Origin of the sequence: Roseospira navarrensis, from assembly GCF_009601025.1 — a bacterium.
GTDB lineage: Bacteria > Pseudomonadota > Alphaproteobacteria > Rhodospirillales > Rhodospirillaceae > Rhodospira > Rhodospira navarrensis.
Genome location: NZ_WIVE01000033.1, coordinates 22132 through 48317, shown reverse-complemented (window position 1 = coordinate 48317; position 26186 = coordinate 22132). Strand labels below are relative to the sequence as shown.

General features: G+C 69.5%; 22 protein-coding genes and 1 pseudogene. 14 read left to right on the top strand and 9 right to left on the bottom strand.

From position 1 onward, the window contains the following. Positions 1-590 precede the first annotated feature (590 nt). The gene (gene soxC / locus GHC57_RS11400; RefSeq protein ID WP_153344295.1) at positions 591-1886 is read left to right on the top strand and encodes a sulfite dehydrogenase; all 1296 of its coding nucleotides are present in this window, start codon (positions 591-593) and stop codon (positions 1884-1886) included. Continuing rightward, positions 1870-2541 carry a c-type cytochrome gene (locus GHC57_RS11395; RefSeq protein ID WP_153344293.1) on the top strand — a complete coding sequence of 224 codons (672 nt, stop codon included), beginning with the start codon at positions 1870-1872 and terminating at the stop codon, positions 2539-2541. The genes soxC and GHC57_RS11395 overlap by 17 nt, the downstream gene beginning before the upstream one ends. Positions 2542-2578: 37 nt before the next feature. Here GHC57_RS11395 and GHC57_RS11390 read toward each other — a convergent pair whose 3' ends face one another. Then, positions 2579-3733 (bottom strand): asparaginase, encoded by a 1155-nt coding sequence (locus tag GHC57_RS11390; RefSeq protein WP_153344291.1) that lies wholly within the window; start codon positions 3731-3733, stop codon positions 2579-2581. 238 nt (positions 3734-3971) lie between these two features. On the opposite strand from GHC57_RS11390, the gene GHC57_RS11385 reads away from it, so the two are divergent. Continuing rightward, entirely contained in the window at positions 3972-4940 is a 969-nt protein-coding gene (locus GHC57_RS11385; RefSeq protein ID WP_153344289.1) for a DMT family transporter, read from the top strand. 27 nt (positions 4941-4967) lie between these two features. On the opposite strand, the gene GHC57_RS11380 is transcribed toward GHC57_RS11385, so the two are convergent. The 4 genes from GHC57_RS11380 to GHC57_RS11365 form a co-directional block, all read right to left on the bottom strand. Next, on the bottom strand, positions 4968-5591 hold the full coding sequence (locus GHC57_RS11380) for a DUF1013 domain-containing protein (protein WP_153344287.1): 624 nt from the start codon (positions 5589-5591) through the stop codon (positions 4968-4970). A 216-nt stretch (positions 5592-5807) separates the two neighbouring features. Continuing rightward, on the bottom strand, positions 5808-6818 hold the full coding sequence (locus tag GHC57_RS11375; RefSeq protein ID WP_153344285.1) for an NAD(P)H-quinone oxidoreductase: 1011 nt from the start codon (positions 6816-6818) through the stop codon (positions 5808-5810). A 95-nt stretch (positions 6819-6913) separates the two neighbouring features. Then, positions 6914-8257 (bottom strand): NAD(P)/FAD-dependent oxidoreductase, encoded by a 1344-nt coding sequence (locus GHC57_RS11370; protein ID WP_246152273.1) that lies wholly within the window; start codon positions 8255-8257, stop codon positions 6914-6916. Positions 8258-8324: 67 nt separating this feature from the next. After that, entirely contained in the window at positions 8325-8756 is a 432-nt protein-coding gene (locus GHC57_RS11365; RefSeq protein ID WP_153344283.1) for a thermonuclease family protein, read from the bottom strand. Positions 8757-9190: 434 nt separating this feature from the next. Between GHC57_RS11365 and nhaA the strand changes: the two are divergent. Continuing rightward, positions 9191-10364: pseudogene (gene nhaA, locus GHC57_RS11360) on the top strand (Na+/H+ antiporter NhaA); the annotation flags it as partial. A 107-nt stretch (positions 10365-10471) separates the two neighbouring features. Here the strand turns inward: nhaA and tgt are convergent. Further along, on the bottom strand, positions 10472-11629 hold the full coding sequence (tgt, locus tag GHC57_RS11355; RefSeq protein WP_153344279.1) for a tRNA guanosine(34) transglycosylase Tgt: 1158 nt from the start codon (positions 11627-11629) through the stop codon (positions 10472-10474). A 283-nt stretch (positions 11630-11912) separates the two neighbouring features. Continuing rightward, positions 11913-12575 carry a cytochrome c gene (locus GHC57_RS19355; protein ID WP_170294846.1) on the bottom strand — a complete coding sequence of 221 codons (663 nt, stop codon included), beginning with the start codon at positions 12573-12575 and terminating at the stop codon, positions 11913-11915. Positions 12576-12899: 324 nt separating this feature from the next. On the opposite strand from GHC57_RS19355, the gene GHC57_RS11345 reads away from it, so the two are divergent. Further along, positions 12900-13691 (top strand): hypothetical protein, encoded by a 792-nt coding sequence (locus GHC57_RS11345; RefSeq protein ID WP_153344276.1) that lies wholly within the window; start codon positions 12900-12902, stop codon positions 13689-13691. 265 nt (positions 13692-13956) lie between these two features. Here GHC57_RS11345 and GHC57_RS11340 read toward each other — a convergent pair whose 3' ends face one another. Then, positions 13957-16380, bottom strand: a complete 2424-nt coding sequence (locus tag GHC57_RS11340) for a GcvT family protein (RefSeq protein ID WP_153344274.1) — start codon at positions 16378-16380, stop codon at positions 13957-13959. A gap of 95 nt (positions 16381-16475) precedes the next feature. On the opposite strand from GHC57_RS11340, the gene GHC57_RS11335 reads away from it, so the two are divergent. From GHC57_RS11335 to grxD, 9 genes are all read left to right on the top strand, one after another. Continuing rightward, positions 16476-17369: a MurR/RpiR family transcriptional regulator gene (locus tag GHC57_RS11335; RefSeq protein WP_153344272.1), complete on the top strand. Its 894-nt coding sequence runs from the start codon at positions 16476-16478 to the stop codon at positions 17367-17369. Between the two features lie 28 nt (positions 17370-17397). Beyond that, a complete protein-coding gene (locus GHC57_RS11330; protein ID WP_153344270.1) occupies positions 17398-18366 on the top strand; it encodes a TAXI family TRAP transporter solute-binding subunit in 969 nt (322 codons plus the stop codon). A 92-nt stretch (positions 18367-18458) separates the two neighbouring features. Further along, positions 18459-21050: a TRAP transporter permease gene (locus GHC57_RS11325; protein ID WP_153344268.1), complete on the top strand. Its 2592-nt coding sequence runs from the start codon at positions 18459-18461 to the stop codon at positions 21048-21050. Positions 21051-21075: 25 nt separating this feature from the next. Beyond that, positions 21076-21516, top strand: a complete 441-nt coding sequence (locus GHC57_RS11320; protein ID WP_153344266.1) for a universal stress protein — start codon at positions 21076-21078, stop codon at positions 21514-21516. Between the two features lie 51 nt (positions 21517-21567). Beyond that, positions 21568-22251, top strand: a complete 684-nt coding sequence (locus tag GHC57_RS11315) for an O-methyltransferase (RefSeq protein ID WP_153344264.1) — start codon at positions 21568-21570, stop codon at positions 22249-22251. A gap of 86 nt (positions 22252-22337) precedes the next feature. Beyond that, complete coding sequence (locus tag GHC57_RS11310; protein WP_153344262.1) at positions 22338-22733, top strand: DUF952 domain-containing protein; 396 nt, start codon at positions 22338-22340, stop codon at positions 22731-22733. Further along, complete coding sequence (locus tag GHC57_RS11305; protein ID WP_153344260.1) at positions 22730-23812, top strand: quinone-dependent dihydroorotate dehydrogenase; 1083 nt, start codon at positions 22730-22732, stop codon at positions 23810-23812. The genes GHC57_RS11310 and GHC57_RS11305 overlap by 4 nt, the downstream gene beginning before the upstream one ends. Continuing rightward, entirely contained in the window at positions 23809-24693 is an 885-nt protein-coding gene (locus GHC57_RS11300) for a TIGR01459 family HAD-type hydrolase (RefSeq protein ID WP_153344258.1), read from the top strand. The genes GHC57_RS11305 and GHC57_RS11300 overlap by 4 nt, the downstream gene beginning before the upstream one ends. Before the next feature lie 309 nt (positions 24694-25002). Next, positions 25003-25344 carry a Grx4 family monothiol glutaredoxin gene (grxD, locus tag GHC57_RS11295; protein WP_153344255.1) on the top strand — a complete coding sequence of 114 codons (342 nt, stop codon included), beginning with the start codon at positions 25003-25005 and terminating at the stop codon, positions 25342-25344. A gap of 25 nt (positions 25345-25369) precedes the next feature. Here the strand turns inward: grxD and GHC57_RS11290 are convergent, their stop codons facing one another. Beyond that, positions 25370-26137, bottom strand: a complete 768-nt coding sequence (locus tag GHC57_RS11290; protein ID WP_170294845.1) for a trypsin-like serine peptidase — start codon at positions 26135-26137, stop codon at positions 25370-25372. Between the last annotated feature and the right edge of the window lie 49 nt (positions 26138-26186).

Genomic DNA, 26186 nt, shown 5'->3' with positions numbered 1-26186 from the left:
CCGGATCGCGGATCACGATGACAACGGGCAAAGACCCCATCCTGAGACGATCACACGATCCGGTGCGGGGCCCCGGGTGGCCACCCGGGGCCCCGCAACCCGGCATCTCCACAATGCCACAAATCAAACAGACAATCCTGAGAGAGTGAAGCGACCGAAGGACCTCGTGAGGCGGATTTGACCCCATCAGTGTCACAGAACGGTCATCCGGGTTCGGGCCCCTGGGATGCCAGCCGGCACGCGATGCCGGCGCCATCCCAAGAGATCCACCGCACGCCCGGCGATTCCAGCGCGTTTTTCTTCTCCACGGGATCGCCGTTCAGGCAATACATCCCTTTCTTTTCAGGGGGTATCAGCAAAACCGGGGCTGTTGTACGCGAACACATGGCATCGATTCGGAGAGGCGTGCGCCCGGGCGCACGGGATCATGATTCGCTCTTGAACGGCCGTGATATTTCGTTAGGGTTATCTAATATTCAAACGGCCAAGAGGGGCTCCAGCGGCGCGAGACCGCTCCGGAAAGCCCCCCGCCACGACAGGGAGACGAAACGATGGTCCGGACAAAGGGGGCGCCGCCGGGCGGTGCCGGAATGCAACGGCCTTCGGCGCCCAGCTCAAGCGGGCGCCGCCGGTTTCTCAAGGCCGGGGCCGGCATGGCGGCCGGGGCCGCCGCCGGCGCCGTGATGGGCCGCACCGGCGCGGCCGCCGCCGCGGCCGAGGCCGATCCCACCACGCTGCCGCCGAACGTGCCCTGGTGGGGCCAGTACCTGGGGGACGGCGTGGCGGCCCATCCCTACGGCATGCCCTCGGAGTTCGAGGCCCATGTCGTCCGGCGCAACGTCCCCTGGCTGACGGCGACCACCGAGTCGTCGGTGAACTTCACGCCGATCCACGAGCTGCACGGGTTCGTAACCCCCAACGGCCTGTGCTTCGAGCGCCACCACGCCGGCGCGCCCAGCCTGAACCCGGCTGATTTCCGGTTCATGATCAACGGGCTGGTGGACACGCCGAAGATCTTCACCCTGGAAGACATCCTGCGCTTCCCGCCGGTGAGCCGCTTCCACTTCCTGGAGTGCGCGGCCAACAGCGGCATGGAGTGGCGCGGCGCCCAGCTCAACGGCGTGCAGTACACCCACGGCATGATCCATTGCGTGCAGTACACCGGCGTGCCGCTCAAGGTGGTGCTGGATCAGGTGGGCGTGAAGCCGAACGGCACGTGGCTGATGGCGGAGGGCGGCGACGCCTCCGGCATGAACCGCTCGATCCCGCTGGAAAAGGCCATGGACGACGCCATCCTGGCCTATGCCATGAACGGCGAGATGCTGCGCCCGGAGAACGGCTATCCCCTGCGCCTCGTCCTGCCCGGCTGGGAAGGCAACATGTGGGTGAAGTGGATCCGCCGCATCGAGGTCGGCGATCAGCCCTGGTTCGCGCGCGAGGAAACCTCCAAGTACACCGACCTGCTGGCCAACGGCAAGGCGCGCTACTTCACCTGGGAGATGGACGCCAAGTCCGTCATCACCGGCCCGTGCCCGGAAAAGCCGGTGCTGCGCAAGGGGGTGAACCAGATCAAGGGGCTCGCCTGGTCGGGGCGCGGCAAGATCAAGGAAGTCCACGTCAGCACCGACGGCGGCCGCAACTGGATGCAGGCGCGGCTGGCGACCCCCGTGCTGGACAAGTGCCTGACCTGCTTCAACGCCGAGTTCGACTGGGACGGCGGCGAGGTCCTGCTGCAAAGCCGCGCCGTGGACGAGACCGGCTATGTCCAGCCGACCATGCAGGCGCTGCAGGAGGTGCGCGGCGTCAACTCCATCTACCACAACAACTCCATCCAGACGTGGCTGGTGAACAAGAGCGGGGAGGTGGAGAATGTCCGTCTCGGCTAAGACCCTTCTGGCCGGTGTGGCCGGCGCCACGCTGCTCGCGGCCGGCGCCATCGCGGCCGATCTGAAGCCGGGCAAGTCCTACGATTTGGGCCGCGCCGCGACACCCGAGGAAATCGCCGGCTGGGACATCGATGTGCTGCCTGATGGCAGCAATGCCCTGGAAGGCGAGGGCACGGCGCTGGAAGGCGAGGAGATCTTCATGGCCCAGTGCGCCGTCTGCCACGGCGAGTTCGGCGAGGGCGTGGACCGCTATCCGGTGCTGTTCGGGGGCGAGGACACCCTGGCCAGCCACGACCCGGTCAAGACCCCGGGCAGCTACTGGCCCTATGCCTCGACCCTGGTGGATTACATCTACCGGGCCATGCCGTTCGGGCAGGCGCAGACCCTGACGCCGGACGAGGCCTACGCCCTGACCGCCTACCTGCTCTACATCAACTTCGTGCTGGACGATGACACCCTCGTGCTGAGCCACGAGAACATCGGCGAGGTCGAGATGCCGAACCGGGACGGGTTCATTCCCGATGACCGCCCGGACGCCCAGCCGGAGACGGTGTGCATGAGCGACTGTGACGTGGCGACTCAGGTGGTCGGGCGCGCGCGCATCATCGACGTCACGCCGGACGACGACGAGACGGCGGGCATCAGCATCGAGTAGGGCTTGACGGTGCGCGCGGGGCGGATCGCCTCGCGCGTCACCCGGTCGCGTCGTCGTCCCAGCCTTCGTCCCAGGGGTCGATGCGGTCGCCGTCGTCGTCCTCTTCCTCTTCTTCCTGGGGCGGGTTCTCCACGGGCAGCACCGGCAGGACCCGGCCCGCCGACGCCCCGGCGGCGTTTGTCACGGCGGGCTGAAACACGGTGGCCAGCGCCTCCCGCTCCGGGGCCGACAGTTCCCCCAGGGTCTCCAACACGAGACCCAGCGCGACCTCGGCCGCGCGGCGGTCGCCGTCGTCGATCTTGAGCGCGAGCCCGAGCCCCCGCTCCGGCAGCATGGCGGCCGTGTTGCCCTCGGCGCCGCGCTTGACCAGCACGCGGCCCCGGGTCGTCTCCATCACCACGGTGTCGCACCAGCCGGGCCCGGCGATCAGGTCCGGGTGCGCCGCCATGGCGGCCCGCAGGCGGATCGCCGCCGACCGTCGGGGCGGCGCCAGGGTCTCGGGGTCCGCCAGCCGGGCCATGCCCAGCGCCACCGCCCACAACGGCAGCGCCAGCGAGGGGATGCCGCAGCCCTCCAGGCCCCAGGGAGCCGCCTCGGCATCCAGGTCGGTCAGGTCGGAGATCGCGGCCATGGCGGCCCGCTGCACCGGGTGGTCATGCTGCACATAGCCCCGTGTGGGTGCCCCCATCGCCTGCGCCAGCCGCAGGAACCCGGCGTGCTGGCCGGCGCAGTTGTGATGCACCGCCGTCGGACGCGCGCCGGCGCGGGCCATGGCCCGCGCCGTCGAGGGCTCCGTCGGCCAGTCCAGGTGGCCGCATTCCAGGTCGGCGTCGGACAGCCCCATCTCGGCCAGCCACGCCTCGATCAGGGCCGTGTGCCGGGGCAGCCCCACATGGGACGAGGCATGCAGCGCGATGCGCTCGGGAGTCAGGTCCGGGGCGTCGGGCAGCGCCTCCAGCAGCGGCAGGGCCTGCATGGGCTTGAGCGCCGAGCGCGCGAACACCGGCCGTTCCACGTCGCCCCAGGCCAGAACCACGTTGCCCTCGGCGTCCAGCACGATCGCGGCGCCCCGGTGGTGGTTCTCCACGGTCTCGCCCCGCGTGGTGGCCACCAGGACGGGATTGTCGGGAAACGCCACGGCCGGGGTCTGGTCCCGGGAGTCGGCGGCGGTGTCAGCGGGCTCTGCGCACATGCGGGCGATGTCCTTGGCGGAGGGGGAGGAAGCGGCACGGCCCGCGACTGTGGCAAGGGACCGCCGGGCAGGCAAGCATCCGCGGCCGGGGACGCGGGACCCGACACGCGAGGGACCCGACACGCGAGGGACGCGACACGGCGCGGGCGATCCGATAGATTACCGCAACACCGCCCCTTGATGGTGCCGCCGGTCGGTCGGCGCAGACCTGGGGGCGTCCCGCGAACGGATTCCGTCCATGACCTCGCCGCTGACCCGTGTCCACGCCCTTGCCGTGTCCGCCGTGCCAGGCTGGCGGACGCTGCCGGGCAACGTGCGCGGCGGGGTGCTGATGCTGGTCTCGGCCTTCTTCTTCACGGTGATGGCGACCCTGGTGAAGGCCCTGGGCGGCGTGGTGCCCACGGTCGAGCTGGTGTTCTTCCGCTTCGCGTTTCAGGCGGTGGCGCTGCTGCCGCTGGGCGTGCTGGCGCTGCGCGACGACCGACGGGCGCTGATGACGCGCCGTCCCGGGCTGCACGCGCTGCGCCTCGTGTTCGGCGCGGCCGCCATGTACGGCGGATTCTTCGCCGTCGCCAATCTGCCGCTGGCCACGGCGATGTCGATCACCTTCACCCGCGCCCTGTTTCTGACCGTGCTGGCCGTGATCGTGCTGCGCGAGTCGGTGGGCCCGCACCGATGGGGAGCGGTCTGTGTGGGGTTCGCGGGGGTCCTGGTGATCCTGCGGCCCTGGGACGGCGGCGCAATCGAGCCGGCGATGCTGGTGGCGCTGGGCGCTGCGGCGGCGGTGGCCAGCATGAGCATCTGTGTGCGCCTGCTGTCGCGCACCGAAGGCAATCTGGTGCTGATGCTGTACCCCAGCCTGTTCGCGACGCTGCTGTTCGCGGGGCCGGCCTGGGCGGTCTGGGTCATGCCGGATGCCTGGACCCTGGTCCTGCTGATCGCCATGAGCGCGGCGGGAGGGCTGGGACAGGTGCTGCTCATCAGCGCCTACCGGCAGGCCGAGCCCTCGGCGGTGGCGCCGATCAACTTCACGCAACTGATCTGGGCGACCCTGTTCGGGTTCGTGCTGTTCGGCGAATTTCCGGATGCCGCGACCTGGATCGGGGCCGCCATGATCCTGGGCGGCGCGCTGTACACCCTGCACCGGGAGCGGCGGCGGCGCATCACCATCGCCGCCGGCTTCGATCGGAGTGGCGGCGATCCGTGACCCCGCCCGGTGGGCGGGGCGCCGTCGTCAGGAATGATCCTCGGGCATGGCCGGTTCCAGCGGGTCGTCGCCGCTGGACTCGTCGTGGTCCAGTTCGACCGGCTGATGCTGCTGCTGCGCGGCGTGGCCGGCCCGGCTGCGGGCGATGATGATGGCCTTCTCCAGGTCCGCCTCGATGCACAGGCCCAGGATCACCGGGTTGCGCGGCTTGATGTTGGGCGCGTTCCAGTGCGAGCGGTCGCGGATCGACTGGATCGTGGGCTTGGTGGTGCCCAGCAGCTTGCAGATCTGCGCGTCGGTCAGTTCCGGATGGTTCTTCAGCAGCCAGGCGATGCCGTCCGGACGATCGTGGCGCTTGGACACCGGGGTGTAGCGCGCGCCCTTCTGGCGGGACTGCGGAATGGGATTCTGGCCTTTCTGGAGCACCAGGCGCGCATCGGAATTGGCCTGGCATCGATCCAGTTCGGCCTGGGTCAACTGGCCGTTGGCGAGAGGATCGAGCCCGGTGATCCCGATGGCCACCTCGCCGTCGGCGATGGCCTGGATCTCCAGTTCATGCATGCCGCAGAACTCCGCGATCTGCTCGAAGGTCAGCGCGGTGTTCTCCACCAGCCAGACCGCGGTCGCCTTGGGCATCAGCGGCAGAGCCATGGGTCGGTCCTCCCAAACGATAAGCCGTCGCCGGACGGGGGCCGGCGCCTGACAGGCCATCCGGGGCGCATGGCTGCGCCGCCGGATCCGTCCTGGACCCGGTGGACCCTCCGTCCCCCTGCGACGTGAAGTTGCGTGAGCGTCCGTTTCTCCGCCTCGGCCGACCATCATCCAGGCGGCGCGCGTGCACGGAGCGTATCCCGTGTATTTGGCGGGTCAGCGACCCACGGTCAAGACAATCTTGCCGATGTGGGCGCTCGATTCCATCAGGGCGTGGGCCTGGGCGGCCTGCTCCAGGGGCAGGGTGGTGTGGATCACGGGGCCGACGGAGCCGGCCTCCAGCAGCGGCCAGACCTGTTCGCGCAGGGCGGCGGCGATGCGGCCCTTGGCGGCCACCGGCTGCGGGCGCAGGGTCGAGCCGGTCAGGGTCAGGCGTTTCAGCATGACCGGCATGAAGTTCATCTCGACCGTCGAGCGCGCCAGGAAGGCGATGGAGACATGCCGGCCCTCGGGCGCCATCAGCGCCACGTTGCGCGGCAGGTAGTCGCCGCCGACCATGTCCAGGATGACGTCCACGCCCTTGCCGCCGGTGTCGGCCTTGATGGCCTCCACATAGTCCTCGGTGGCGTAGTTCACGGCCAGATCCGCGCCTAGATCGCGGCAGGCGGCGCACTTCTCGTCCGAGCCGGCGGTGGTGTAGACCGTCGCCCCGAACGCCTTGGCGAGCTGGATCGCGGTGGTGCCGATGCCGCTGGTGCCGCCGTGGACCAGGAACCGCTCGCCGGCCTTCAGCGCCGCGCGCTCGAACACGTTGTGCCACACCGTGAAGAAGGTTTCCGGCACCGCCGCCGCCTTGACCCCGTCGTAGCCGGTCGGGACCGGCAGCACCTGCGGCGCGGGGGCCACCGCATAGGCCGCATAGCCGCCGCCGGCCAGCAGGGCGCAGACCGACTCCCCGACCTTGAGGCCGCCCGTGTCGCCCTCGCCGAGCGCGACGATCTCGCCGGCCACCTCCAGGCCCGGCAGGTCGGAGGCATCCTTGGGCGCGGGGTAGTGCCCCAGGCGCTGGATCACGTCCGGCCGGTTGACGCCGGCGGCTTGCACCTTGATGAGCACCTCGCCGGACCCCGGGGTCGGGACAGGGCGTTCGGTTGCCACCAGCACGTCCGGGCCGCCCGGCTTGGTGATCTCGACGCAGGCCATGGTCTCGGGCAGGGCGTCGGTCATGGCGGGGGCTCCTCTGTCGGGCTGGGTGCGGGGCGGTTCGGGCCGCGAGGGTAGCGGGCGGGGTGCCACCGGACAAGGCCGGGCGGCGTGGTGTGTTACAGCCAGTCCCGCACCCGGTGCAGCGCCATGGCGGCCACCAGCATCGGCGTGCGCAGCAGGCGCCCGCCCGGGAAGGGCAGGTGGCGGATGCGGGCGAACAGGTCGAACCGTTCTTCCTGCCCCGCGACCACTTCGGCCATCAGGCGGCCGGCGAGACTGGTCAGGCCCACGCCGTGGCCCGAGAAGCCCTGGGCGAACAGGGTATGCCGTCCCAGCCGCCCGAAGTGGGGCAGCCGGTTCACGGTGATCCCCACGTAGCCGCCCCAGGCGAAATCCACCGGCACGTCCGACAGGTCGGGGAAGGCCCCCAGCATGGTCCGGCGCATTGCCTGTGCGACGCTGGACGGCTCCACGCGCGAATAACTGACGCGGCCGCCGAACAGCATGCGGTGATCGGCGGAGAGGCGGAAGTAGTTCAGCACGAAGTTGACGTCGGACACGCCCTCGTTGCCGGGGATCATGGCCCGCGCGCGCGCGGCCCCCATCGGGGCGGTGGCGATGATGTAGGTGCCCACCGGCATGATGCGGCTGCCGATGGCGGGCACCGTGCGCCAGAGATAGGCGTTGCCGCACAGGATCAGCCAGCGCGCCCGCACCGTGCCGTGCGGGGTGCGAACGACGATGCCCGTGTCCGTCTCCTCGAACCCCAGCATGGGCGTCGAGTCGTGGATCATAGCGCCGGCGCGTTCGGCGGCCTCGGCCAGCCCCAGCGTGTAGTTCAGGGGGTGCAGGTGGCCGCCGCCGGGGTCGTGGACCGCGCCGACGTACCGGGAACTGGCGATGCGGGATTGGGTGGTGGCGCGGTCCCACACCTGCAGGCCCCGATAGCCCATGCGCGCCCAGTCCTCGGCGGTCTCCTCCAGCTCGCGCACCTGGCGGCGCTTCAGCGCGACGTCCACATGGCCGGGCGCGAAGTCGCAGGCGATGTTGTGCCGCCGGATCAGATCCTTGACCAGCGAAACGGCCTCTTCGCCCAGGTCCCAGTAGGCCTGGACCTCGGCCGGTCCCAACTGGGCGCGGATCGGCTCCAGCCCGGCCGCGAACCCGGCGATGAGCTGCCCGCCGCTGCGCCCGGAGGCCCCGAAGCCGATGACGTGCTCTTCCAGCACCCGCACGGCGTAGCCGCGCTCCGCCAGATGCAGGGCGGCGGCCGTGCCGGTCATGCCGGCGCCGACGACGCAGACGTCGGTTGTGGTGTCGCCGTCCAGCGCCGGCCGGGGCGCGCGCGGATGAGCGGACTCCGTGTACCAGGAGCGGGGCGGCGTCTGGGCGGGCTGGCTGTGGGGGGGCGCGAAGGGCATGCGGAGGAAACGGGCCGGCGGCGGAGGGGAAACGGCCATCCCCTCTTACGCCAGGGCCTCGGTTTGCGTCCAGGGCCAGTGACGGACCCAGGGGAAAGGCGGTCTCTCAGCCGCCGCCGCCGCACAGGCGGGTGCGCTGCGCCTTGCGATCCGCATAGGGCACGGCGTGCCCGGCCTCGATCAGCGCCCGGCCCAGATTGAGGCCGGTTTCCGTCTCCAGTTCGCCCAGCACCCGGCCGGCATAGGTGCCCAGCCGGACGTTGCGCAGCCACAGCGCCCCGTCGGCCTGGATCACAAGGGCCTTGACGTGGTCGCGTGCGCGTTCGGCGGCGGCCTTTTCAGCGGCGCACCGGCCGCGGAGTTCCGGGGTGTCGATGTCGGCCAGGCGAACCGCCGTGGTCACCACCTGATCGGGCCAGATGTGGGCGCGCACCTCCACCGTGTCGCCGTCGATCACGCGCACCACTTCGGCCAGGAAGGGCCCCGGATACAGGCGCGGGTCGCCGGCGTGCGCCGGCCGCGGGCCGATCGCCAGCATGGCGAGGCCGACGCCGGTCAGCAGCGCGCAGGCGCGAGCGGAAGCGGGGCGGGCGCGGGTCGTTACACGTCATGGTTAAGTCTGGGGCGAATGTGCGCTCAGGATGCGCGCTCGGCCGTCCGGCCTCAGGCGAAAAATGCAGCCGAAACGTTTTATTCTCATGAATGCGCGCTTTGCGCGCGTCAGCGCTCGCCTTGAGGGCGCGCGCCTTGAGGGTGGGCGCCGCTGCCGGTTTCCCATGCCTCAGGGACTCGTAACATGCGTTCAATTGGATTATGTAAGAACGGGTCGGAGGCACCGTGGTTCGATGCTGTGAATGGTCGTGGCGTTGATCTATGTGGGCCGCGACAGCCTTACGCCTTCAAGCCGGGTTGGAGTCCCAAGCGCCGGTGAACCAGAATCGAATAAAGACGATCATCGCCTGGAGCCTGCTCATGCCCTTGACCGCGATCAAGTATTTCCTGCGAATGGAGGCCTCCGGCGGGATCCTCCTCATGATCGCCGCCGTTCTGGCCATGATCGTGGCCAACTCCGCCATCGCCTCGTACTACACAACCTTCTTCGAGACCCATCTGGTCATCGGGTTCGGCGACCTGAAGCTGGACAAGTCCCTGATCCACTGGATCAACGACGGCCTGATGGCGATCTTCTTCCTGCTGGTCGGCCTGGAGATCAAACGGGAGGTCATGCGGGGCGAACTGTCGACCCCGTCCAAGGCCGCCCTGCCCATCATCGCGGCGATCGGCGGCATGGTGGCCCCGGCGCTGGTCTATGTGGCGTTCAACTACGGCGATCCGGTGACCATGCGGGGCTGGGCCATCCCGGCCGCGACGGACATCGCGTTCGCGCTCGGCATCCTGATGCTGCTGGGGTCGCGGGCGCCCATCTCGCTCAAGATCTTCCTCACCGCGCTGGCCATCATCGACGACCTGGGCGCGATCATCATCATCGCCCTGTTCTACACCGAAGACCTGTCGATGGTGGCGCTGTATGCGGGCCTGGCCTGTATCGCGGTGCTGACGGTGTTGAACCTGGCCGGCGTGCGCAAGGTGTCACCCTATGTGATCGTCGGCGTGATCCTGTGGGTCTGCGTGCTGAAGAGCGGGGTGCACGCCACGCTGGCCGGTGTGGCGCTGGCGCTGGCGATCCCGCTGGGCGAGCGCGGCAAGGACCAGAAGGATCTGGCCGGCCACATGGAGCATGAGCTTCACCCCTGGGTCGCCTACGCCATTCTGCCGCTGTTCGCGTTCGCGAACGCCGGGGTCTCGGTGCAGGGCATGACCCTCGCGAGCCTGCTGGCGCCGGTGCCGCTGGGCATCGCTCTGGGTCTTTTCGTGGGCAAGCAGATCGGGGTGATGGGCTGCGTGTGGCTGGGCGGCAAGCTGCGGCTGTGCAAGCTGCCCGAGGACGTGACCTGGATGCACATCTACGGGGTCTCGCTGCTCACGGGCATCGGCTTCACCATGAGCCTGTTCATCGGCACGCTGGGCTTCGAGCACTATCCGGAATACGGCGACGATGTGCGCATCGGTGTGCTGGGCGGCTCGATCCTCTCGGGTCTGGCGGGCTACTTCGTGCTGCGGTTCATCGCGCCGAAGGCCCAGGACATCGGGGCCACGCCGGCGACGGCGGACGCCAGAGCGCAACCCGCCGCGAGCAGGGCGGGATGACGGGCGGGGGCCTCCGGGCCTCCGCCCGGTTCCGTGTCCGGGAGGTCAGGCGAGGGGCGGAAGGTCGCCCGCCTCCATCTCCGCCAGCACCGACGCCGCGTGGGCCTGAAAGCGTCCCTCGGCGATGGCGGCCCGCAGGCCGGCCATCAGGTCCTGATAGTGCTGGATGTTGTGCCAGGTCAGCAGCATGGGGCCGAGCATCTCGTTCGCGCGGATCAGGTGATGCAGATACGCGCGCGAGTACCCCCGGCAGCACGGGCAGCCGCAGGTCTCGTCAAGGGGCCGGGGGTCATCGGCGTGGCGGGCGTTGCGCAGGTTGACGGTCCCCCGCCACGTGAACCCCTGCGCCGTGCGCCCCGAGCGGGTGGGCATGACGCAGTCGAACATGTCCACGCCGCGCCGCACGGCCTCGATGATGTCGCGGGGCCGACCCACGCCCATCAGATAGCGCGGACGGTCCTGGGGCAGGTGGGGCGCGATGCCCTCCAGCACCCGCAGCATCTCCGCGTGCGGCTCTCCCACCGCAAGCCCGCCGATGGCGTAGCCGTCGAAGCCGATGTCCCTCAGCGCGGCCGCCGACTCCCGGCGCAGGTCGTCGAACACGCCCCCCTGGACGATCCCGAACAGGGCATAGCCCGGCCGCGCCTGGAACGCGGCCCGGGAGCGCGCGGCCCAGCGCATGGACAGGTTCATGGACTCCGCCGCCTGCTCCCGGGTGGCGGGGTAGGGGGTGCATTCGTCGAAGGCCATGGTGATGGTGGAGTCCAGCAGCCCCTGGATCGCCATGGACCGTTCGGGCGTCAGGTGGTGGCGCGACCCGTCGATGTGCGACTGGAAGGTGACGCCGTCCTCGGTCAGGGTGCGCAGCTTCGCGAGGCTCATGACCTGAAAGCCGCCCGAGTCCGTCAGCACCGGCCCCGGCCAGTTCATGAACCGCCGCAGGCCGCCCAGCCGCGCGACCCGCTCCGCGCCCGGCCGCAGCATCAGGTGGTAGGTGTTGCCCAGCACGATTTGGGCCCCGGTCGCCGCGACGCTGTCCGGGCGCATGGCCTTGACCGTGCCGGCGGTGCCCACGGGCATGAAGGCGGGCGTGTCGAAGCTGCCGTGCGCGGTCTCGACGCGGCCCAGGCGGGCCGCGCCGTCGGTGGCGAAGGCGGTGTAGTGGAAGGCGGGCGGCGCGGCCGGGGCGGGGGTGTCGATCATCGCGCGGGTTTAGCCCGCCGCCTCGGTGCGCTCAAGGGGCACGGCGTGCAGGCAGGGCAACGGGCTCAGGGTAACGGCATCGCTCTTCCAGGTCGTTTCAGCGGGTCGGAGGCCTGCGCTCGAGGTCCTTCAGCCGCTTCGCGGCGTCAGGATGACATCTTATAATTGTAGCGTGTCATCCCGAGTGAGCGAAGCGAGACGAGGGATCTCGAGAGGCCTGTTCCGGCCGAGCGGACCGTGCCGTCATGTTGACCTGAGCCCGTTGCCCTGGGCGCGCAGGCGCTCAGGAGCCGTCCTCGATTATCAGGCGGAAGGTGTCGTGGCACGACCGGCACACCGCCGTGACCTCCTGCAGGCTGCCCATGAGGGCAGTCACCTCGGCGGCGTCCGGGGACTCGCCCATGGCGCGGGCCTGCTCGGCGAAGCGCTGACCGGCGGCGTGGAAGCTCTGGCCCATCATGCGAAAGTTTTCCGGCATGAAGCGGCCCGGCCCCGGCCCCATGGCCATGCCGCCGCCGCGTCCCATGCCCATGCCCTGGCCCATGCCCTGGCCCATGCCGCCGCCGGGGCCTTGTCCCGATCCGGGCTCCATGCCGGCGGCCGTCATGGCATCGCGCATGGCGGCCTTGCGCGCCGCGATTTCTTCGGGGCTCATGCCCTGGTCTTCCATCGCCTCCCACATGCGGTGGGCGAAATCCCAGTGGACCACGGCGATGTCGGCGGCTTCGTCATAGTCGCCCTCGGACAGGGCGTACAGGATGTCGTCGAGCGAGCGCATGTGCCCGCGCATCTCGGCGCGCAGGGCCTCGGCGACCGCGGCCGGCAGCGGCACGGCGATGCGGGGGTCGCTGGTGTCGCCCGGGGTCTGGGCGCGGGTCGGCGTCACGGAAGCAGCAGTCAGGGCGGCGACGATCGTGGCGGCGGTGAGTGTCGCGCGGAGGGGCACGGGGCATCTCTCCCAGGATCAAGGTGTGGCGAGACCGGCTCGCCGGGACCCAAGCGTAGCAGGGCGGCCCCCATGCAGGGAAGCGGTCGCGCCGGGGGAGTAAGGCGGCGGGGGCCTGCATCGCCGCACCACCGATGCGTCCCTCCTTGCTCTGCTGCTCTCGGGCAAAACTATCAAAAATTTGTGACAATTATGCTTATATTTTTGTTCAGGTCGGCGCCGCGGCTTGGTATTGTGGCGATATGATGGTCCCGGCTGCGGGTGGGCGACCGCGCCCCCCACCCGCGACCCGGGCCAGCGGTCACGTGGATGGGAGATCTCCCCATGAGCACGGAAGCGTTGCATCGGCCGGGCCACCGGGCATTGACCACCCAGGAATGGGTCGCCGCCTGCACCATGGCGGCCATCGGCGGCATGCTGCCGACGCTGTCGCGCATCGCCGGGACCTATGTCTCGAACCCGGGCAACCCGCTGCCGGAAATCGGGCTTTTGGTCGGGCTGGCCATCTTCGCGCTGATCGGCATCGTGCTGTGCATCGCGTTTCGTCAGACGGAGCTGCGTCAGGCGCTGATCGTGGGGATCTCGGCCCCGGGCATCGTCACCAATATCGTCGGCGGCCTGTCTGACGGGCAGGGGCGGGCCGAGGCCGAAGCCGAGGTCGCCGCGCTATCGCGCACCGTCGAGCAGCCCACGGCCGCCGTGATGCCCGGGGGATTGTTCATCGCCAGCGCCCATGCCAAGGACCCGGTGTTCACGCGCGAGTCGGCGGTCCAGCCAGCCAGCACTCGTCAGGCGGTCATCCAGTATTCGCAAAAAGGGTTGGCGAGTTCGACCCCGATCCTGGTCTACGCCAACACGGCGGGCCGGGGGGGCGCCGAACGGCTGGGCGTGCTGGGCCGGGTTTCCAGCGTGGCCATTCCCCACGACACGGTGTCGCTGTCGTTCCGGTCGGGCAGCCTGACCAAGACGGTGGATGTGCCCGATTCGGGCTCGTTCGTCGTGACCGTTCAGGTGGTGTCAAAGGCGACCTGGGGGCAAGACCTGCTTTGGGCGCTCGGCAAGCAACGGTCCGGGTCCGTGGTCGAACTGGATGCGCGCGTCATGACCGCGTATTAGGGCCTGTTGACATTAGGGGCACGGTCACGGCGGGCCGGGGTTTTTCGCTGGCAAGGAGCGGATGGCGCCGTGTGGCAGGTCCCACACAAGCCATGCGCGACGCTGCCCAGCGGGAAATCCCGGCCCGTCCCTTCGGGATTGGGCGAAAACGGCCCGAGATGGCGTCGCTTGTCCTTGAATATGCGCGGCATGTCCTTCGTCCTCGCTCCTGATCTCTGACCGTTTTCGCCTCAACCGTGGCCGCGCCTCCTATTGTCAACAGGCCCTAGCCGGGCGTGTTCTCGTCAGGGCGCATGCGCGCGCCTTGCAGGTCGTAAAGTGGCCCCCATGTCACGGTCGCGTCGAGCCGGTGACCCGCGATGTCCACCTGAACCCGGGTTCCGGTCTCGACCGGCGTGGACAGGTCCTTGAGGACCGCCAGCGCGACCGGCCGCCCGATGCGGTAGCCGAAGGCGCAGGACGTGGTGTCGCCGATGATCCGGTCGCCCAGGTGGACGGGCTCGTGGCCCAAGGGCACGGCCTGGGGATCATCCAGCGTGAGGGAGACGATCCGTGCACAGGCCCCCTCGGCGCGCCGGGCGCGCAGGGCCTCCGCTCCGATGAAGCCGCCGGCCTTTCGGGTCAGGCCCGCCAGCCCGGCCTCGACGGGCGTGATGTCCGAATCCAGTTCGTGGCCCATCGCCAGGAAGCCCTTTTCGATTCGCATCGCGGTCTGGGCGTACAGGCCGGCCGGCGCCGCGCCCGCGCCGGTCAGGGCCGCGTAGACATCCCGCGCCGCCTCGACCCGGCGGGTGATCTCCCATCCGGCCTCGCCCACGTAGGAGAGCCGGGCCGCGCGCACGGCATGGCCGGCGATCTCGACCGCGGCATGGCGAAAATAGCCGATGGCGTTCAGCGCCGGGCACCCGATGGCGGCGGCGATCCGGGGCGTGTCCGGCCCCATGAGGCCGAGCACGGCGAAATCCTCCGTGCGGTCCGTCACCGTGACGGCGAAGCCCTCGGCATGGCGGCGGAACCAAGCCAGATCGCGCCGGATGGCGGTCGTCCCCACGAACAGGCGGTAGCGCGTTTCCGTCAGGCGTTGAGCGGTCAGGTCGCTTTCATAGGTGCCGCGGTCGTTCAGCACGGCGGTGTAGATCACCGCGCCCGGCGCGCGGCCCACCTGGCCCGCGCAGGTGTGGCGGAGGAAGGCCTCGGCGTCGGGACCCTCCACCTCGATCTTGCCGAAGGGGGAGGCATCGAACACGGCGGCCGCCTCGTGGGCCGCGCGGACCTCGGCGCCCACGGCTTCGAACCAGTCCGGGCGCCCGAACCGCAGCACGGGCTCGGCGGTCTTGCCGTAGTAGAGCGGCCGTTCCCAGCCGTAGACCTGCCCCATGTGGGCCCCGGCGGCGCGGTGCTCGGCGTCCAGCGGCAGGGGGCGCAGGTCTCTCGCGGTCCGGAATTGCATGCCGGGATAGGCGATCGCGTAGTGCGTGCCCAACACCTCCGGGGCGCGCGCCATCAGGTGCTCGACCGAATTGAACACGGGGGCGAACCGCATGGCGTCGGCCTCGCCCAGGTCATAGGCGGTGTGGCCGTGCACGATGGCGTGGGCCAGGTTCATGCCCGCGCCGCCCCCCGCCGCGATGCCCACCGAGTTCATGCCGCAGCCCAGGAACAGACCCCGGGTCTCGGCGGTCTCGCCCAGCATGAAGGTGCCGTCCGGCGTGAAGCTCTCCGGCCCGTTCAGCAGCATGCGCACCTCGGCCTGTTCCAGCACGGGCAGGCGGTGCAGGGCGCGTTCGGCCATGGGTTCGAAATGCGCCCAGTCCTCGGGCAGCAGCGCGAATTCGAAGGTCTCGGTCAGCACGCCGGGCGGGATGGCCTTGCCCATGGGCTCGAAGCAGCCGACCAGAAGACCGCCGGAATCATCGCGGATATACAGATGGTTGTCGTGATCGCTCAGGGTAGGCAGGTTGCCGGAGATGCCTTGCACCGGCTTGGTCAGCATGTAGAAATGCTCGCAGGGCCACAGCGGCGCGTCGGCGCCGGCCATGGTGGCCACCTCGCGCGACCACAGGCCGGCGCACACGGCCACGGCGTCGCACATCACGGTGCCCTGCGTGGTCTCGACGCCCCGGATGCGGCCGGTCTCGGTCAGGATGCCGCTCACCCCCGTCTGTTCGAAGAAGGTCGCGCCCAGCCGCTTTGCCGCCTTCACCAGCGCCGCACAGACGTCGGAGGGGCTGACCCGTCCGTCCTCCGGTGACCAGACCGCGCCCAGCACATCGGCGGCGTTCATCAGGGGCCAGCGCTCGGCGGCCTCGCCCGCGGGGATCGTGCAGGCCGGAATGCCATAGGAATGGGCGAGGGCGGCCTGTCGTTTTATGTGGGTCAGGCGGTCCGGGGTGGTGGCGATGGACAGGGATCCTTCCCCGATCCACCCCACCGCCTGGCCGGTTTCTGCTTCCAGACGGTTGTAAAGATCGACGGAATACTGGATCATTCGTGTCAAGTTTCGGGAATGCCGAAGCGCGCGGACCTGCGCGGCGGAATGCCACGTGGTCCCGGAGGTCAATCTGTTCCGGTCCACCAGGATGGCGTCACCCACACCCATCCGGGCCAGATGATAGAGGGTCGAGCAGCCCATGATGCCGCCGCCAATGACAACGACGGAGGCCTGTGCGGGAAGGGGCTTCGAAGGCATGGCGCCGCGCATCCGGATCAAGGTGAGAGGGTCACGGCATAGTACAGTTGTTTCACGCAGAGGCAATAGTTGAAACACATGAAACGCCGCCGCGCATGACAGATCCGGTTCGGCCTCCCCTGCTCCTGGACGCCATTTCCGCCCGGTATGCCGACCTGAGCGAGTCCCTGCGTGCGGCGGCCGACTACGTGGCCGCGCACCGCGTCGAAGTGGCCACCCGCAGCCTTCGGGCGGTGGCGGGGGCCAGCGGGGTCTCGCCCGCCAGCTATTCCCGGCTCGCCCGCGCGCTCGGGTTCGAGGGCTATGAGGCGCTGCGCGATCAGGCGCGGGCGGAGATCGAAAGCCGCCTGGACAGCTTCCCGGACAAGGCCCGCCGGCTGCGGGACGACCCGGACCGCCCCCTGCTGCCGCGCCAGGTGAAAGCCTGCACCGCCAACATCGAGGCCCTGCTTGCCGACATCGATCCGGCCGAGCTGGAGGCCGCGGCCGACTGCCTTGCGACCGCCCGGCGGGTCGTCGTGGTCGGGGCCCTGGGATCGGCCGGTGTGGCCCACTATCTGTCTTACATGGCCGGCTGGTTCAGCGACCGCTGGTGCCTCGCCGGCCAGGACGGCGCGACCATGGCCGGGGCGCTGGCCGGACTCGGGCCGCAGGATGCGGTGATCGTGATTTCCAAGGCGCCCTATGCGCGGCGGGCGGTGAAGGCGGTCGAGGCCGCCGCCCGCGCCGGGGCGCGCCTCGTCGTCCTGACGGACAGCCACGCGTTCCCCGGCCTCGCCCGGGCGGACTTCCGCTTCATCCACCGCATCGACAGCCCCCAGTTCTTTTCCTCCTACGCCGCCACCCTTGTCCTGATCGAGACCCTGACAGGCATGCTGGTGGCGCGGGCCGGTCCCGCCGGCGAGGCGCGGATCCGGACAGTCGCCGAGCAGAACCGCCTGCTTGACGAATTCGCAGGGGACGAGTGTCCTGCGTTTCCACCCTCCTGACCGTTCAGAAAACAGGGAGACCACCACGATGAAGATGACCCACGTCAAATTCGCCGGCGCCGCGCTGGCGGCCAGCGTCGCCTTCTCGGGCAGCGCCGCGGCCGACCAGTTCATTACCATCGGCACCGGCGGCGTGACCGGGGTGTACTACCCCACCGGCGGCGCGATCTGCCGTCTGGTCAACAAGGACCGCAAGGACCACGGCATCCGCTGCTCGGTGGAGTCCACCGGCGGGTCGGTCTACAACACCCGCACCATCCGCCAGGACGAACTGGACTTCGGCGTGGTGCAGTCCGACGTGCAGGCGTCCGCCCTGGAAGGCACGGGTTCGTTCGAAAGCGACGGCCCGTATCCCGAACTGCGCGCGCTGTTCTCGCTCCATCCGGAGCCGCTGCACGTGATGGCGCGCGCCGATGCCGGCATCGACACGGTGGCCGACTTCGAGGGCAAGAAGATCAACATCGGCAACCCCGGCTCCGGCACCCGCGTGCTGGCCGAGACCCTGCTGGCGTACTCCGATCTCAGCCCCGAGGACTTCGCTCTGGCCGCCGAGCTGAAGTCGTCCGAACAGGCGACCGCGCTGTGCGACGGCAAGATCGACGCCACCATCTGGGCCGCCGGCCTGCCGAACGGCTCGTCGCAGGAAGCCACCTCCACCTGCGACGTGAACATCATTGCGCTTGAGGGCCCGGGCATCGACACGCTGCTGGAAGAGAACAAGGCGTATGCCCGCGCCACCATCCCGGGCGGCATGTACCCCGGCAACCCGGACGACATTCCGTCCTGGGGCCCGAAGGCGACCTTCGTGACGGCCGCCGAGACCCCGGATGACGTGGTCTATGCGGTGGTCAGCGCCGTGTTCGACAACTTCGAGGACTTCAAGAAGCTGCACCCGGCGTTCTCGCGCCTGCAGGAGTCCGAGATGATCAAGGACGGCCTGTCCGCCGACCTGCACCCGGGCGCGGTGAAGTACTACGAGGAGCGCGGCTGGATGTAATCCGGCCCCGGCAGGACGCCGCGGTTCCGGATCCGGAATCGCGGCGTTCGCCGTTCCGACACAGGTGAGACCGCCCGGCAGGGAGAGGGCCCATGACCACCGAGGCCGAAAAGGCGAACGACTACGACGACATCATCGCGGAGGCCGATACCGGCGCCCGGGCGCCGAAGCACTGGTTTTCGCGCTCGTTTCTGTGGGTCGTTCCCCTGATCTGGTCCTTGTTCCAGTTGTGGATCGCCTCGCCGCTGCCGTTCGTCCTCGGGATCGGGGTCTACAACGACACCCAGACCCGGGCGATCCACCTCGGTTTCGCCGTCCTGCTGGCGTTCCTCGCCTTTCCCGCGTCCAAGAGCGGGCCGCGCGACCATATTCCGATCCTGACCTGGATCGTGGCCGCCGTGGCGGCCGCGACCGCGTCCTACCTGTTCTGGGATTACGACGGCATCGCCGCGCGCACCGGCATCCCCAACACCACCGATCTGGTGATGGCCGGGATCGGGCTGGTGCTGCTGATGGAGGCCGGGCGGCGGTCGTTGGGCATCCCGCTCATGGGCGTGGCCGTGGTGTTCCTGGCCTATGTGTTCTTCGGCTCGTCGGAGCTTCTGCCGGACGTGGTGCGCTGGAAGGGCGCCTCATTCGAGAAGGCCATGAGCCACCTGATGCTGACCACCGAGGGCGTCTACGGTGTCGCGCTCGGTGTGTCCTCGGGGTTCGTGTTCCTGTTCGTGCTGTTCGGGGCGCTGCTGAACCAGGCCGGCGCCGGCAACTACTTCCTGCAACTCGCGTTTTCGGCCCTGGGGCATCTGAGGGGCGGTCCGGCGAAGGCGGCCGTCATCGCCTCGGCGGCCACGGGCCTGATTTCCGGCTCGTCCATCGCCAACGTGGTGACCACGGGCACCTTCACCATCCCGCTGATGAAGCGGGTGGGCTTCTCCGCCACCAAGGCCGGCGCGATCGAGGTGTCCTCGTCCATCAACGGCGTGCTGACTCCGCCGGTCATGGGCGCGGTGGCGTTCCTGATGACCGAATACGTCGGCGTGTCCTATGTCGAGGTCGTCAAGACCGCCATCGTGCCGGCCGCGATCTCGTATGTCGCGCTCATCTATATCGTGCATCTGGAGGCGCTGAAATCCGGCATGACCGGCACCTCCACCATGCACCCGGTGAAGTTCATCCTGGGCGCCGTGTTCATCATCGCCATCTCGCTGGTGATCGCCGGTGGCACGCTGTACGTGGCCGGCGTGGTGGTCGATTTGCTGGACGGCGCGGTCGGTCCGGCCTCGACACCCACCCTGGTGGCGGTGCTGGCGATCGCCTACGTGACCTCGGTCTGGTACGCCTCGAAGGCGCCCGACCTCGACCTGAGCTTCGAGACCATCGACCACCTGCCGTCCACGGGCACCATCTTCAAGACCGGCATGCACTATCTGCTGCCGATCCTGCTGCTGATGTACCTGCTGATGATCGAGCGCAAGTCGCCCGGCCTGTCGGCGTTCTGGTCCTCGGTCTTCATGCTGGGCATCCTGGTCACCCAGAAGCCCCTGAAGGCGCTGTTCCGGGGCGACGCCAGCGTTTTGATGCGGGCAAAGGAGGGCTGGGAGGACGTGGCGGCCGGCCTCATCATCGGCGCGCGCAACATGATCGGGCTGGCCTGCGCCATGGGCATCGCCGGCATCATCGTGGGCTCGGTGACGCTGACCGGCGTCGGTCAGGTGATGGCGGAGTTCGTCGAGTTCCTCTCCGGCGGCAACCTGCTGGCCATGCTGTTCTTCGTGGCCTTGATCTCCATCGTGCTGGGCATGGGCCTGCCGACCACGGCCAACTACATCGTGGTGTCGTCGCTGATGGCCGGTGTGGTGGTCGAGCTGGGCGCCCAGTCCGGCCTGATCGTGCCGCTGATCGCCGTTCATATGTTCGTGTTCTACTTCGGCATCATGGCGGACGTGACACCGCCGGTGGGGCTGGCCAGTTTCGCCGCCGCCGCGATCTCCGGCGGCGATCCGCTCAAGACCGGCTTCCAGGCGTTTTTCTATTCCATCCGGACGGCGCTGCTGCCGTTCCTGTTCATCTTCAACACCGACCTGCTGCTGATCGACGTGGGGCCGGTGCAGGCGGTGTTCGTGTTCGTCGTCGCGCTCATCGCCATGTTGCTGTTCGCGGCCGGGTCCATGGGCTTCATGTTCACGCGATCCCGGCTGTGGGAGAGCGTGGCCCTGATCCTGATCGCGTTCACGCTGTTCCGGCCCGGGTTCTTTCTGGACATGATTACGCCTGAGTTCGAGACCCGGCCGGCCGCCGATGTGTACCAGATGGCCGAGGATGCCGGGGCGGGCGAGAGCCTGCAGGTCCGCCTGGTCGGCGAGAACCTGATGGGCGATCCGGTGGATGCGAAATACCTGCTGCCGCTGGGCGAGGCCGGTGCGGACGGCGAGACCCGGCTGAGTGAAAACGCCGGCATCGAGTTCCGGGTGGAGGACGGCGACTACTACGTGGACAACCTGGCGTTCGGGGGGCCGTCGGAGCAACTCGGCATCGATTTCGACTGGCAACTGGTCGAACTGGAGGTGGCCACGGACCGGCCGCCGAAGGAACTGTTCTTCATCCCCGCGTTCCTGCTGTTTGCGGTCGTCGCGCTGATCCAGCGGCGGCGCCAGCGGGCCGAAGAGGCCGAGGCGCACGCCTGACCCGGGAGGCAAGGGAGGCACAACCATGCCCAAGACCGTTCTCGTCGCCGTGGATCTGGATCATGCCGAGATGCACCGGCGGGTCCTGCGGGAAGGCGCCCGCCTGGCCGGGTTCTACGAGGCCAAGCTGTGCGTCATCACCGTGCTGCCGCCGCTGGACGGCAACGTCAGCACCTATTTCCGCGACGACGCCGCCGACCGGATGATCCATGACACCCAGGTCGCCTTGCACCGCTTCACGCGCGAGACGCTGGGCTCGGACAAGCACGTGCAGCACATCATCTGCCACGGCTCCACCTACGAACAGATCCTGGCCATGGCCGAAGAGATTTCGGCGGATCTGGTCGTGATGGGTGCGCACAAGCCCAAGTTGCAGGACTTCATCATGGGGCCGAACGCGGCGCGGGTCTCGCGTCACTGCCGGTGTTCGGTGTATATCGTCCGCGAGACGGACGACGAGGACTAAATCGGGGCTGGCCGCGGGGGGCGCTCGGCGGATCCCCCAGTGGGAGCGGACATGGGGCTGACCAAATTCATGCGCCGACGTGCGGCCGCCGTCATGGCCCCCGTCACCGACGAGGTGCTGTATTTCGAGGTGTTCCGGGATCGCCTGCGCGCGCTGGACCTTCCGTTGATCTACCGTCCGTTCGGGGCCGGGGCCAATGCGTCCTTGCTGTTCCTGATCGTGCGCCTGATCGAGCTGCACCGGCCCGCGCGCGTGCTGGACCTGGGCGGCGGGCAATCCACCCTGCTGCTGGATGCGCTGTCGGACCGCTTTCCGATGACCCTCCAGACGGTGGAGAGCGATCCCGGCTGGCGGGACGATCTGGCGGCGCGGGTGCGCCACGACGTGCGGCTGTGCCCGGCCGAGACCCGGCGGCACGACGGCCACGCCATGCGGGCCTATGCGCTGCCGGACGATGTTCGCGCCGGTCCCTACGACCTGATCCTGGTGGACGGGCCGGGCGGGGCGCGCCGCTTCGGCCGGGTCGGCGCGCTGGACGTGATCCCGGCGGCGCTGACGCCGGGGGGCGTGGTGGTGTTCGATGACACCCACCGGCCCGGAGAGCGCGAGACCGCCGCCCTGGCCGAGTCCCGGATCGCCGCCGCGCACGGTCCCGTCCGCCGCCTGACCTACGAGGCCAAGGGCGCGCAGGTCCTGCTCGCGCCCGCCGCGGCGCCCTGGCTGTCGCGACTCTAGGGTGCCGGGCAGGGGAGGCGAGGGCGCGTCGCAGGGGCTGCCGGAAAGGGTGTCCAGCCCCGGGGAAATCGGATAGTCTCCGCGCCATGACGACCGATCCCGCCGCCGCGCCGTACCCGCGCCTTGTCTATCGCCTCTGCCACGCCGACGACTGGCGGGCCGCCGCCCTGTCGGGTGTCTTCGAAGGCACCGACGTGGATACGCGGGACGGCTACATTCACCTGTCGGAAGCCGGTCAGGTCGAGGACACGGCGCGTCTGCATTACGCGGGCGTGCGGCCCCTGATGCTGCTGATCGTGGACGGCGAAAAGGTCGCCGGCGACCTGCGGTGGGAGCCCAGCCGGGGCGGCGCCCTGTTCCCGCATCTGTATGGCACCATTCCGCTGGAGGCCGTGATGGCGGCCCTGCCGGTGCCCGAGGACCGGGAAGGCCACCTCATGTTCCCCACGCTGTCCAATTCACCGGGAGATCTCGGACTATGAAAGCCGTCGATTCCATGTTTCTCGGCCTGCTGCAGGCCATGGACCCTGAGAAGGCCCATGACCTCAGCATCCGGACGCTCGCACGCGGCATGGGCCCGACGCTGCCGCCGCCGGACGATCCGGCGCTGGGCGTGGAGATCTGGGGCAAGCGGTTCAACAACCCCATCGGGCTCGCCGCCGGCTACGACAAGAACGCCCTGGTGCCGGATGCCTGCCTGCGCATGGGCTTCGGCTTCGTCGAAGTGGGCGGCATCACCCCCCGCCCGCAGCCCGGCAACGCGCGCCCGCGCCTGTTCCGGTTGCAGGAAGACGGCGCGGTCATCAACCGCATGGGCCTGAACAACGACGGCATGATCGTCGCCTACGACCGGCTGTCGCGCCGGCCGCGCTGGGAGGACCGGGGCTTCGTCGGCGTCAACCTGGCCATGAACGCCGATACGCCGCTGGAGCACGCCGCCGACGATTACGCCACCCTGGCCGCCGTGCTGGGGCCGCACGCCGACTTCCTGGTGCTCAACCTGTCCTCGCCCAACACCGAGGGGCTGCGCCAGCTCCAGGCCGCCGACTCGCTGCGGGCCGTGATCCGCCGCACGCGGGCCGCCATGCCGACCCGCGTCCAGCCGCCGCTGTGCCTCAAGGTCTCGCCGGACCTGACGGATGCGGAGCTGGACGACATCGCGCGCGTGGCGCTGGAGCCCGAGAACCCGCTGGACGGCATCATCGCCATCAACACCACCACCGCCCGGCCGGAGTCGCTCCAGCACCCGGCCAAGCAGGAGGCGGGCGGCCTGTCCGGTGCGCCACTGAAGGACCGCGCCATGGAGGTGCTGCACTTCTTCGTTGCCCGACTGTACGGGCGGATGCCGATCATCTCGGTCGGCGGCGTGGACAGCGCGGCCGACATCATGATCCGCCTGAAGGCCGGGGCCAGCGCGGTGCAGATGTATTCGGCGCTCGCCTACTTCGGGCCGCGCCTGATCCCGAAGCTCAAGACCGAGCTGCTGGAGATGATGCAGGCCGAGGGCTTCGAGTCCATGCAGCAGGTGGTGGGTGCGGACCGGCAGGCCGCCGCCGCATGACCCCTGCCATTCCCGTGCTACCCGGCCTGCGCGATCTTTGCGCCGGCCGGGACGGTCTCATCATCGACCTGTGGGGCGTGCTCCACGACGGCAACACGGCCTATCCCGGGGTAACGGACGCCCTGGCCGCCATCAAGGCGTCCGGGCTGCGCACCCTGCTGCTCACCAACGCGCCGCGTCTGTCCGCGCCCCTGGTCGAAACCATGGCCGGGATGGGCATCCCGCGCGACCTGTACGACGACATCCTGTCGTCCGGGGACGCCGTCCACCAGGAACTGCGTCGGCGCAGCGATCCGGCCTTTGCCGCGCTGGGCGCGCGCTGCTGGCATCTGGGGCCGGCGCGGGACCGCAGCATCTTCGAGGGCCTGGACGACATCACGGTGGTCGAGAGCCCGGAGGCGGCCGACTTCGTGCTCAATACGGGGCCGTGGTCGTTCGACGAGACGGTGGCGGACTACGAGGACCGGCTGAATCGCTGCCGGGCGCGGGCGCTGCCCATGGTCTGCGCCAACCCGGACCACGAGGTGATCCGCGAGGGCCGCAAGGTGATCTGCGCCGGCGCCGTCGCCGCGCGCTATGCCGAGATGGGGGGGGCCGTCATCGACCGGGGCAAGCCGGATCCGGCGATCTATGACCTGGTGATGGACCGCATGGGCCTCGCCGACCGGCGCCGGGTGCTGGTGGTGGGTGACGGCCTGCATACGGACATCGCCGGGGCCGCCGCCGCCGGCATCGACTCGGTGTTCGTGGCCGGCGGCCTGTTCGCCGAACCGCTGGGCCTGACCTCCTATGGCCAGACGCCGGAGACGGACCGGGTCACGGCCCTGTGCGCGGCCGAGAGTCAGTCCCCGATCGCCGCCATTCCCGCGCTGGTGTGGTAGGCCAGGGCCACCGGGTGACGGCGCGTTTGGCGAAAGGCGAAACCCCGTAGGGCGGGTTCGCGCCGAAGGCGCAACCCGCCGCATCGCTGACTCGCGGCGGATTCGACACCGCCCTACACCGCGCCTTTGTGCCCACACGTCCTTTCGCCCGATTGCCCAGGGGTGTGATAGACGGCCCGCGTTGACAGGCCGGGCGGGCGATGCCATATCCTCCGGCACGGATACAGGACCAAATTACTCCGTATTCCGTTCGGTGTCATTTCGGGACCGTCGCCCCTGCGGCGGCCTGCCAGTGAAGGACAGTCTCCCATGAGCGATACCCCGGTCGAAGCGCGCATCCGCGAGGAAATCACGAGCAACGACGTCGTGCTCTACATGAAGGGCTCGCCGATGTTCCCGCAGTGCGGCTTTTCCGCCGCCGTCGTTCAGGTGCTCAGCCACATCGGCGTGAAGTTCAAGGGCGTCAACGTGCTGGAGGACGAGGAAATCCGCCAGGGCATCAAGGACTTCTCCAACTGGCCGACGATTCCCCAGCTCTATGTGAAGGGCGAGTTCGTGGGCGGCTGCGACATCGTGCGCGAGATGGCCGCCGAGGGCGAACTGCAGACCCTGCTCAAGGACAAGGGCGTGGAGACGGCCACGGCGGCCTGATCCGACCGGAGTCCCGGTTCCGGGCTCACTCCACCGTGATGCCGCGCGCGTCCAGAAAGGCGCGGATCACGGGGGTGGGCACCATGATCCCGCGCGGCAACGGCCCGCTGGTGGCGAAGCCGATGGAGATGCCGGCGACGCGCGGGGCGCCCCCGTCCTCTGCCGCGCCCACCAGGATCGGGCCGCCCGACGAGCCCTTGGGGCCGTCGCAGTCGTGGCGCCACAGGGGCCCCTCCGTCAGGCCCTGCATCACGCAGTTCTCGTGTACGCTGAGCAGGTGCGGCCGGTCCTGGGCATAGGCGGCCAGCATCACCCGCGCATGCGTCGCCGGGTGACGGCGGGCGTCGGGTGCGGGGGCCAGCGGAATGGGCGTGATGTCCAGGGGCTCGGTCAGGCGCAGGATGGCGAAGTCATTGCGGGGGCCATCCCGCTCCGGCCGGATGAGTTCGGCGGCCAGCCTGTGACCCTCGAAGCCGCCGAACCGATATCCCGCCACGAAATGCATGCTCACCGGCGGCAGGGTGCCCACGCGCCGACTGGCGAGGCAGTGCTGCGCGGTCAGCACCAGATCCGGGGCGATCAGCGTGCCGGTGCAGAAACCGCCCGTGCCCCGGTTGACCCGGCCGATGGCCTGCCAGGGCCAGGGGTACTCGCCGCGCTTGGGTGGACCGCCGGTTATCACCGGGCGGCGGTCGTCGGCGCCATGGATGCCCGGCAACTCGGTTGCCCCGGCGAGCCCGCCCGCGCCGCTCAGAAGCCCCGCGAAGACGAGGGCTCCGATCGCCCGGGTCAACCATCCCCGGCGTGGGAGTCGCGGGGCACCCGTGTGACCCGGTGTCGTC

What these genes read in the sequence shown, in the direction of transcription:
- soxC (WP_153344295.1), top strand. Translation starts at nt 591, where the DNA reads ATGCAACGGCCTTCGGCGCCCAGCTCAAGCGGGCGCCGCCGGTTTCTC.
- GHC57_RS11395 (WP_153344293.1), top strand. Translation starts at nt 1,870, where the DNA reads ATGTCCGTCTCGGCTAAGACCCTTCTGGCCGGTGTGGCCGGCGCCACG.
- GHC57_RS11390 (WP_153344291.1), bottom strand. Translation starts at nt 3,733, where the DNA reads ATGTGCGCAGAGCCCGCTGACACCGCCGCCGACTCCCGGGACCAGACC.
- GHC57_RS11385 (WP_153344289.1), top strand. Translation starts at nt 3,972, where the DNA reads ATGACCTCGCCGCTGACCCGTGTCCACGCCCTTGCCGTGTCCGCCGTG.
- GHC57_RS11380 (WP_153344287.1), bottom strand. Translation starts at nt 5,591, where the DNA reads ATGGCTCTGCCGCTGATGCCCAAGGCGACCGCGGTCTGGCTGGTGGAG.
- GHC57_RS11375 (WP_153344285.1), bottom strand. Translation starts at nt 6,818, where the DNA reads ATGACCGACGCCCTGCCCGAGACCATGGCCTGCGTCGAGATCACCAAG.
- GHC57_RS11370 (WP_246152273.1), bottom strand. Translation starts at nt 8,257, where the DNA reads ATGGCCGTTTCCCCTCCGCCGCCGGCCCGTTTCCTCCGCATGCCCTTC.
- GHC57_RS11365 (WP_153344283.1), bottom strand. Translation starts at nt 8,756, where the DNA reads ATGCTGGCGATCGGCCCGCGGCCGGCGCACGCCGGCGACCCGCGCCTG.
- tgt (WP_153344279.1), bottom strand. Translation starts at nt 11,629, where the DNA reads ATGATCGACACCCCCGCCCCGGCCGCGCCGCCCGCCTTCCACTACACC.
- GHC57_RS11345 (WP_153344276.1), top strand. Translation starts at nt 12,900, where the DNA reads ATGAGCACGGAAGCGTTGCATCGGCCGGGCCACCGGGCATTGACCACC.
- GHC57_RS11340 (WP_153344274.1), bottom strand. Translation starts at nt 16,380, where the DNA reads ATGCCTTCGAAGCCCCTTCCCGCACAGGCCTCCGTCGTTGTCATTGGC.
- GHC57_RS11335 (WP_153344272.1), top strand. Translation starts at nt 16,476, where the DNA reads ATGACAGATCCGGTTCGGCCTCCCCTGCTCCTGGACGCCATTTCCGCC.
- GHC57_RS11330 (WP_153344270.1), top strand. Translation starts at nt 17,398, where the DNA reads ATGAAGATGACCCACGTCAAATTCGCCGGCGCCGCGCTGGCGGCCAGC.
- GHC57_RS11325 (WP_153344268.1), top strand. Translation starts at nt 18,459, where the DNA reads ATGACCACCGAGGCCGAAAAGGCGAACGACTACGACGACATCATCGCG.
- GHC57_RS11320 (WP_153344266.1), top strand. Translation starts at nt 21,076, where the DNA reads ATGCCCAAGACCGTTCTCGTCGCCGTGGATCTGGATCATGCCGAGATG.
- GHC57_RS11315 (WP_153344264.1), top strand. Translation starts at nt 21,568, where the DNA reads ATGGGGCTGACCAAATTCATGCGCCGACGTGCGGCCGCCGTCATGGCC.
- GHC57_RS11310 (WP_153344262.1), top strand. Translation starts at nt 22,338, where the DNA reads ATGACGACCGATCCCGCCGCCGCGCCGTACCCGCGCCTTGTCTATCGC.
- GHC57_RS11305 (WP_153344260.1), top strand. Translation starts at nt 22,730, where the DNA reads ATGAAAGCCGTCGATTCCATGTTTCTCGGCCTGCTGCAGGCCATGGAC.
- GHC57_RS11300 (WP_153344258.1), top strand. Translation starts at nt 23,809, where the DNA reads ATGACCCCTGCCATTCCCGTGCTACCCGGCCTGCGCGATCTTTGCGCC.
- grxD (WP_153344255.1), top strand. Translation starts at nt 25,003, where the DNA reads ATGAGCGATACCCCGGTCGAAGCGCGCATCCGCGAGGAAATCACGAGC.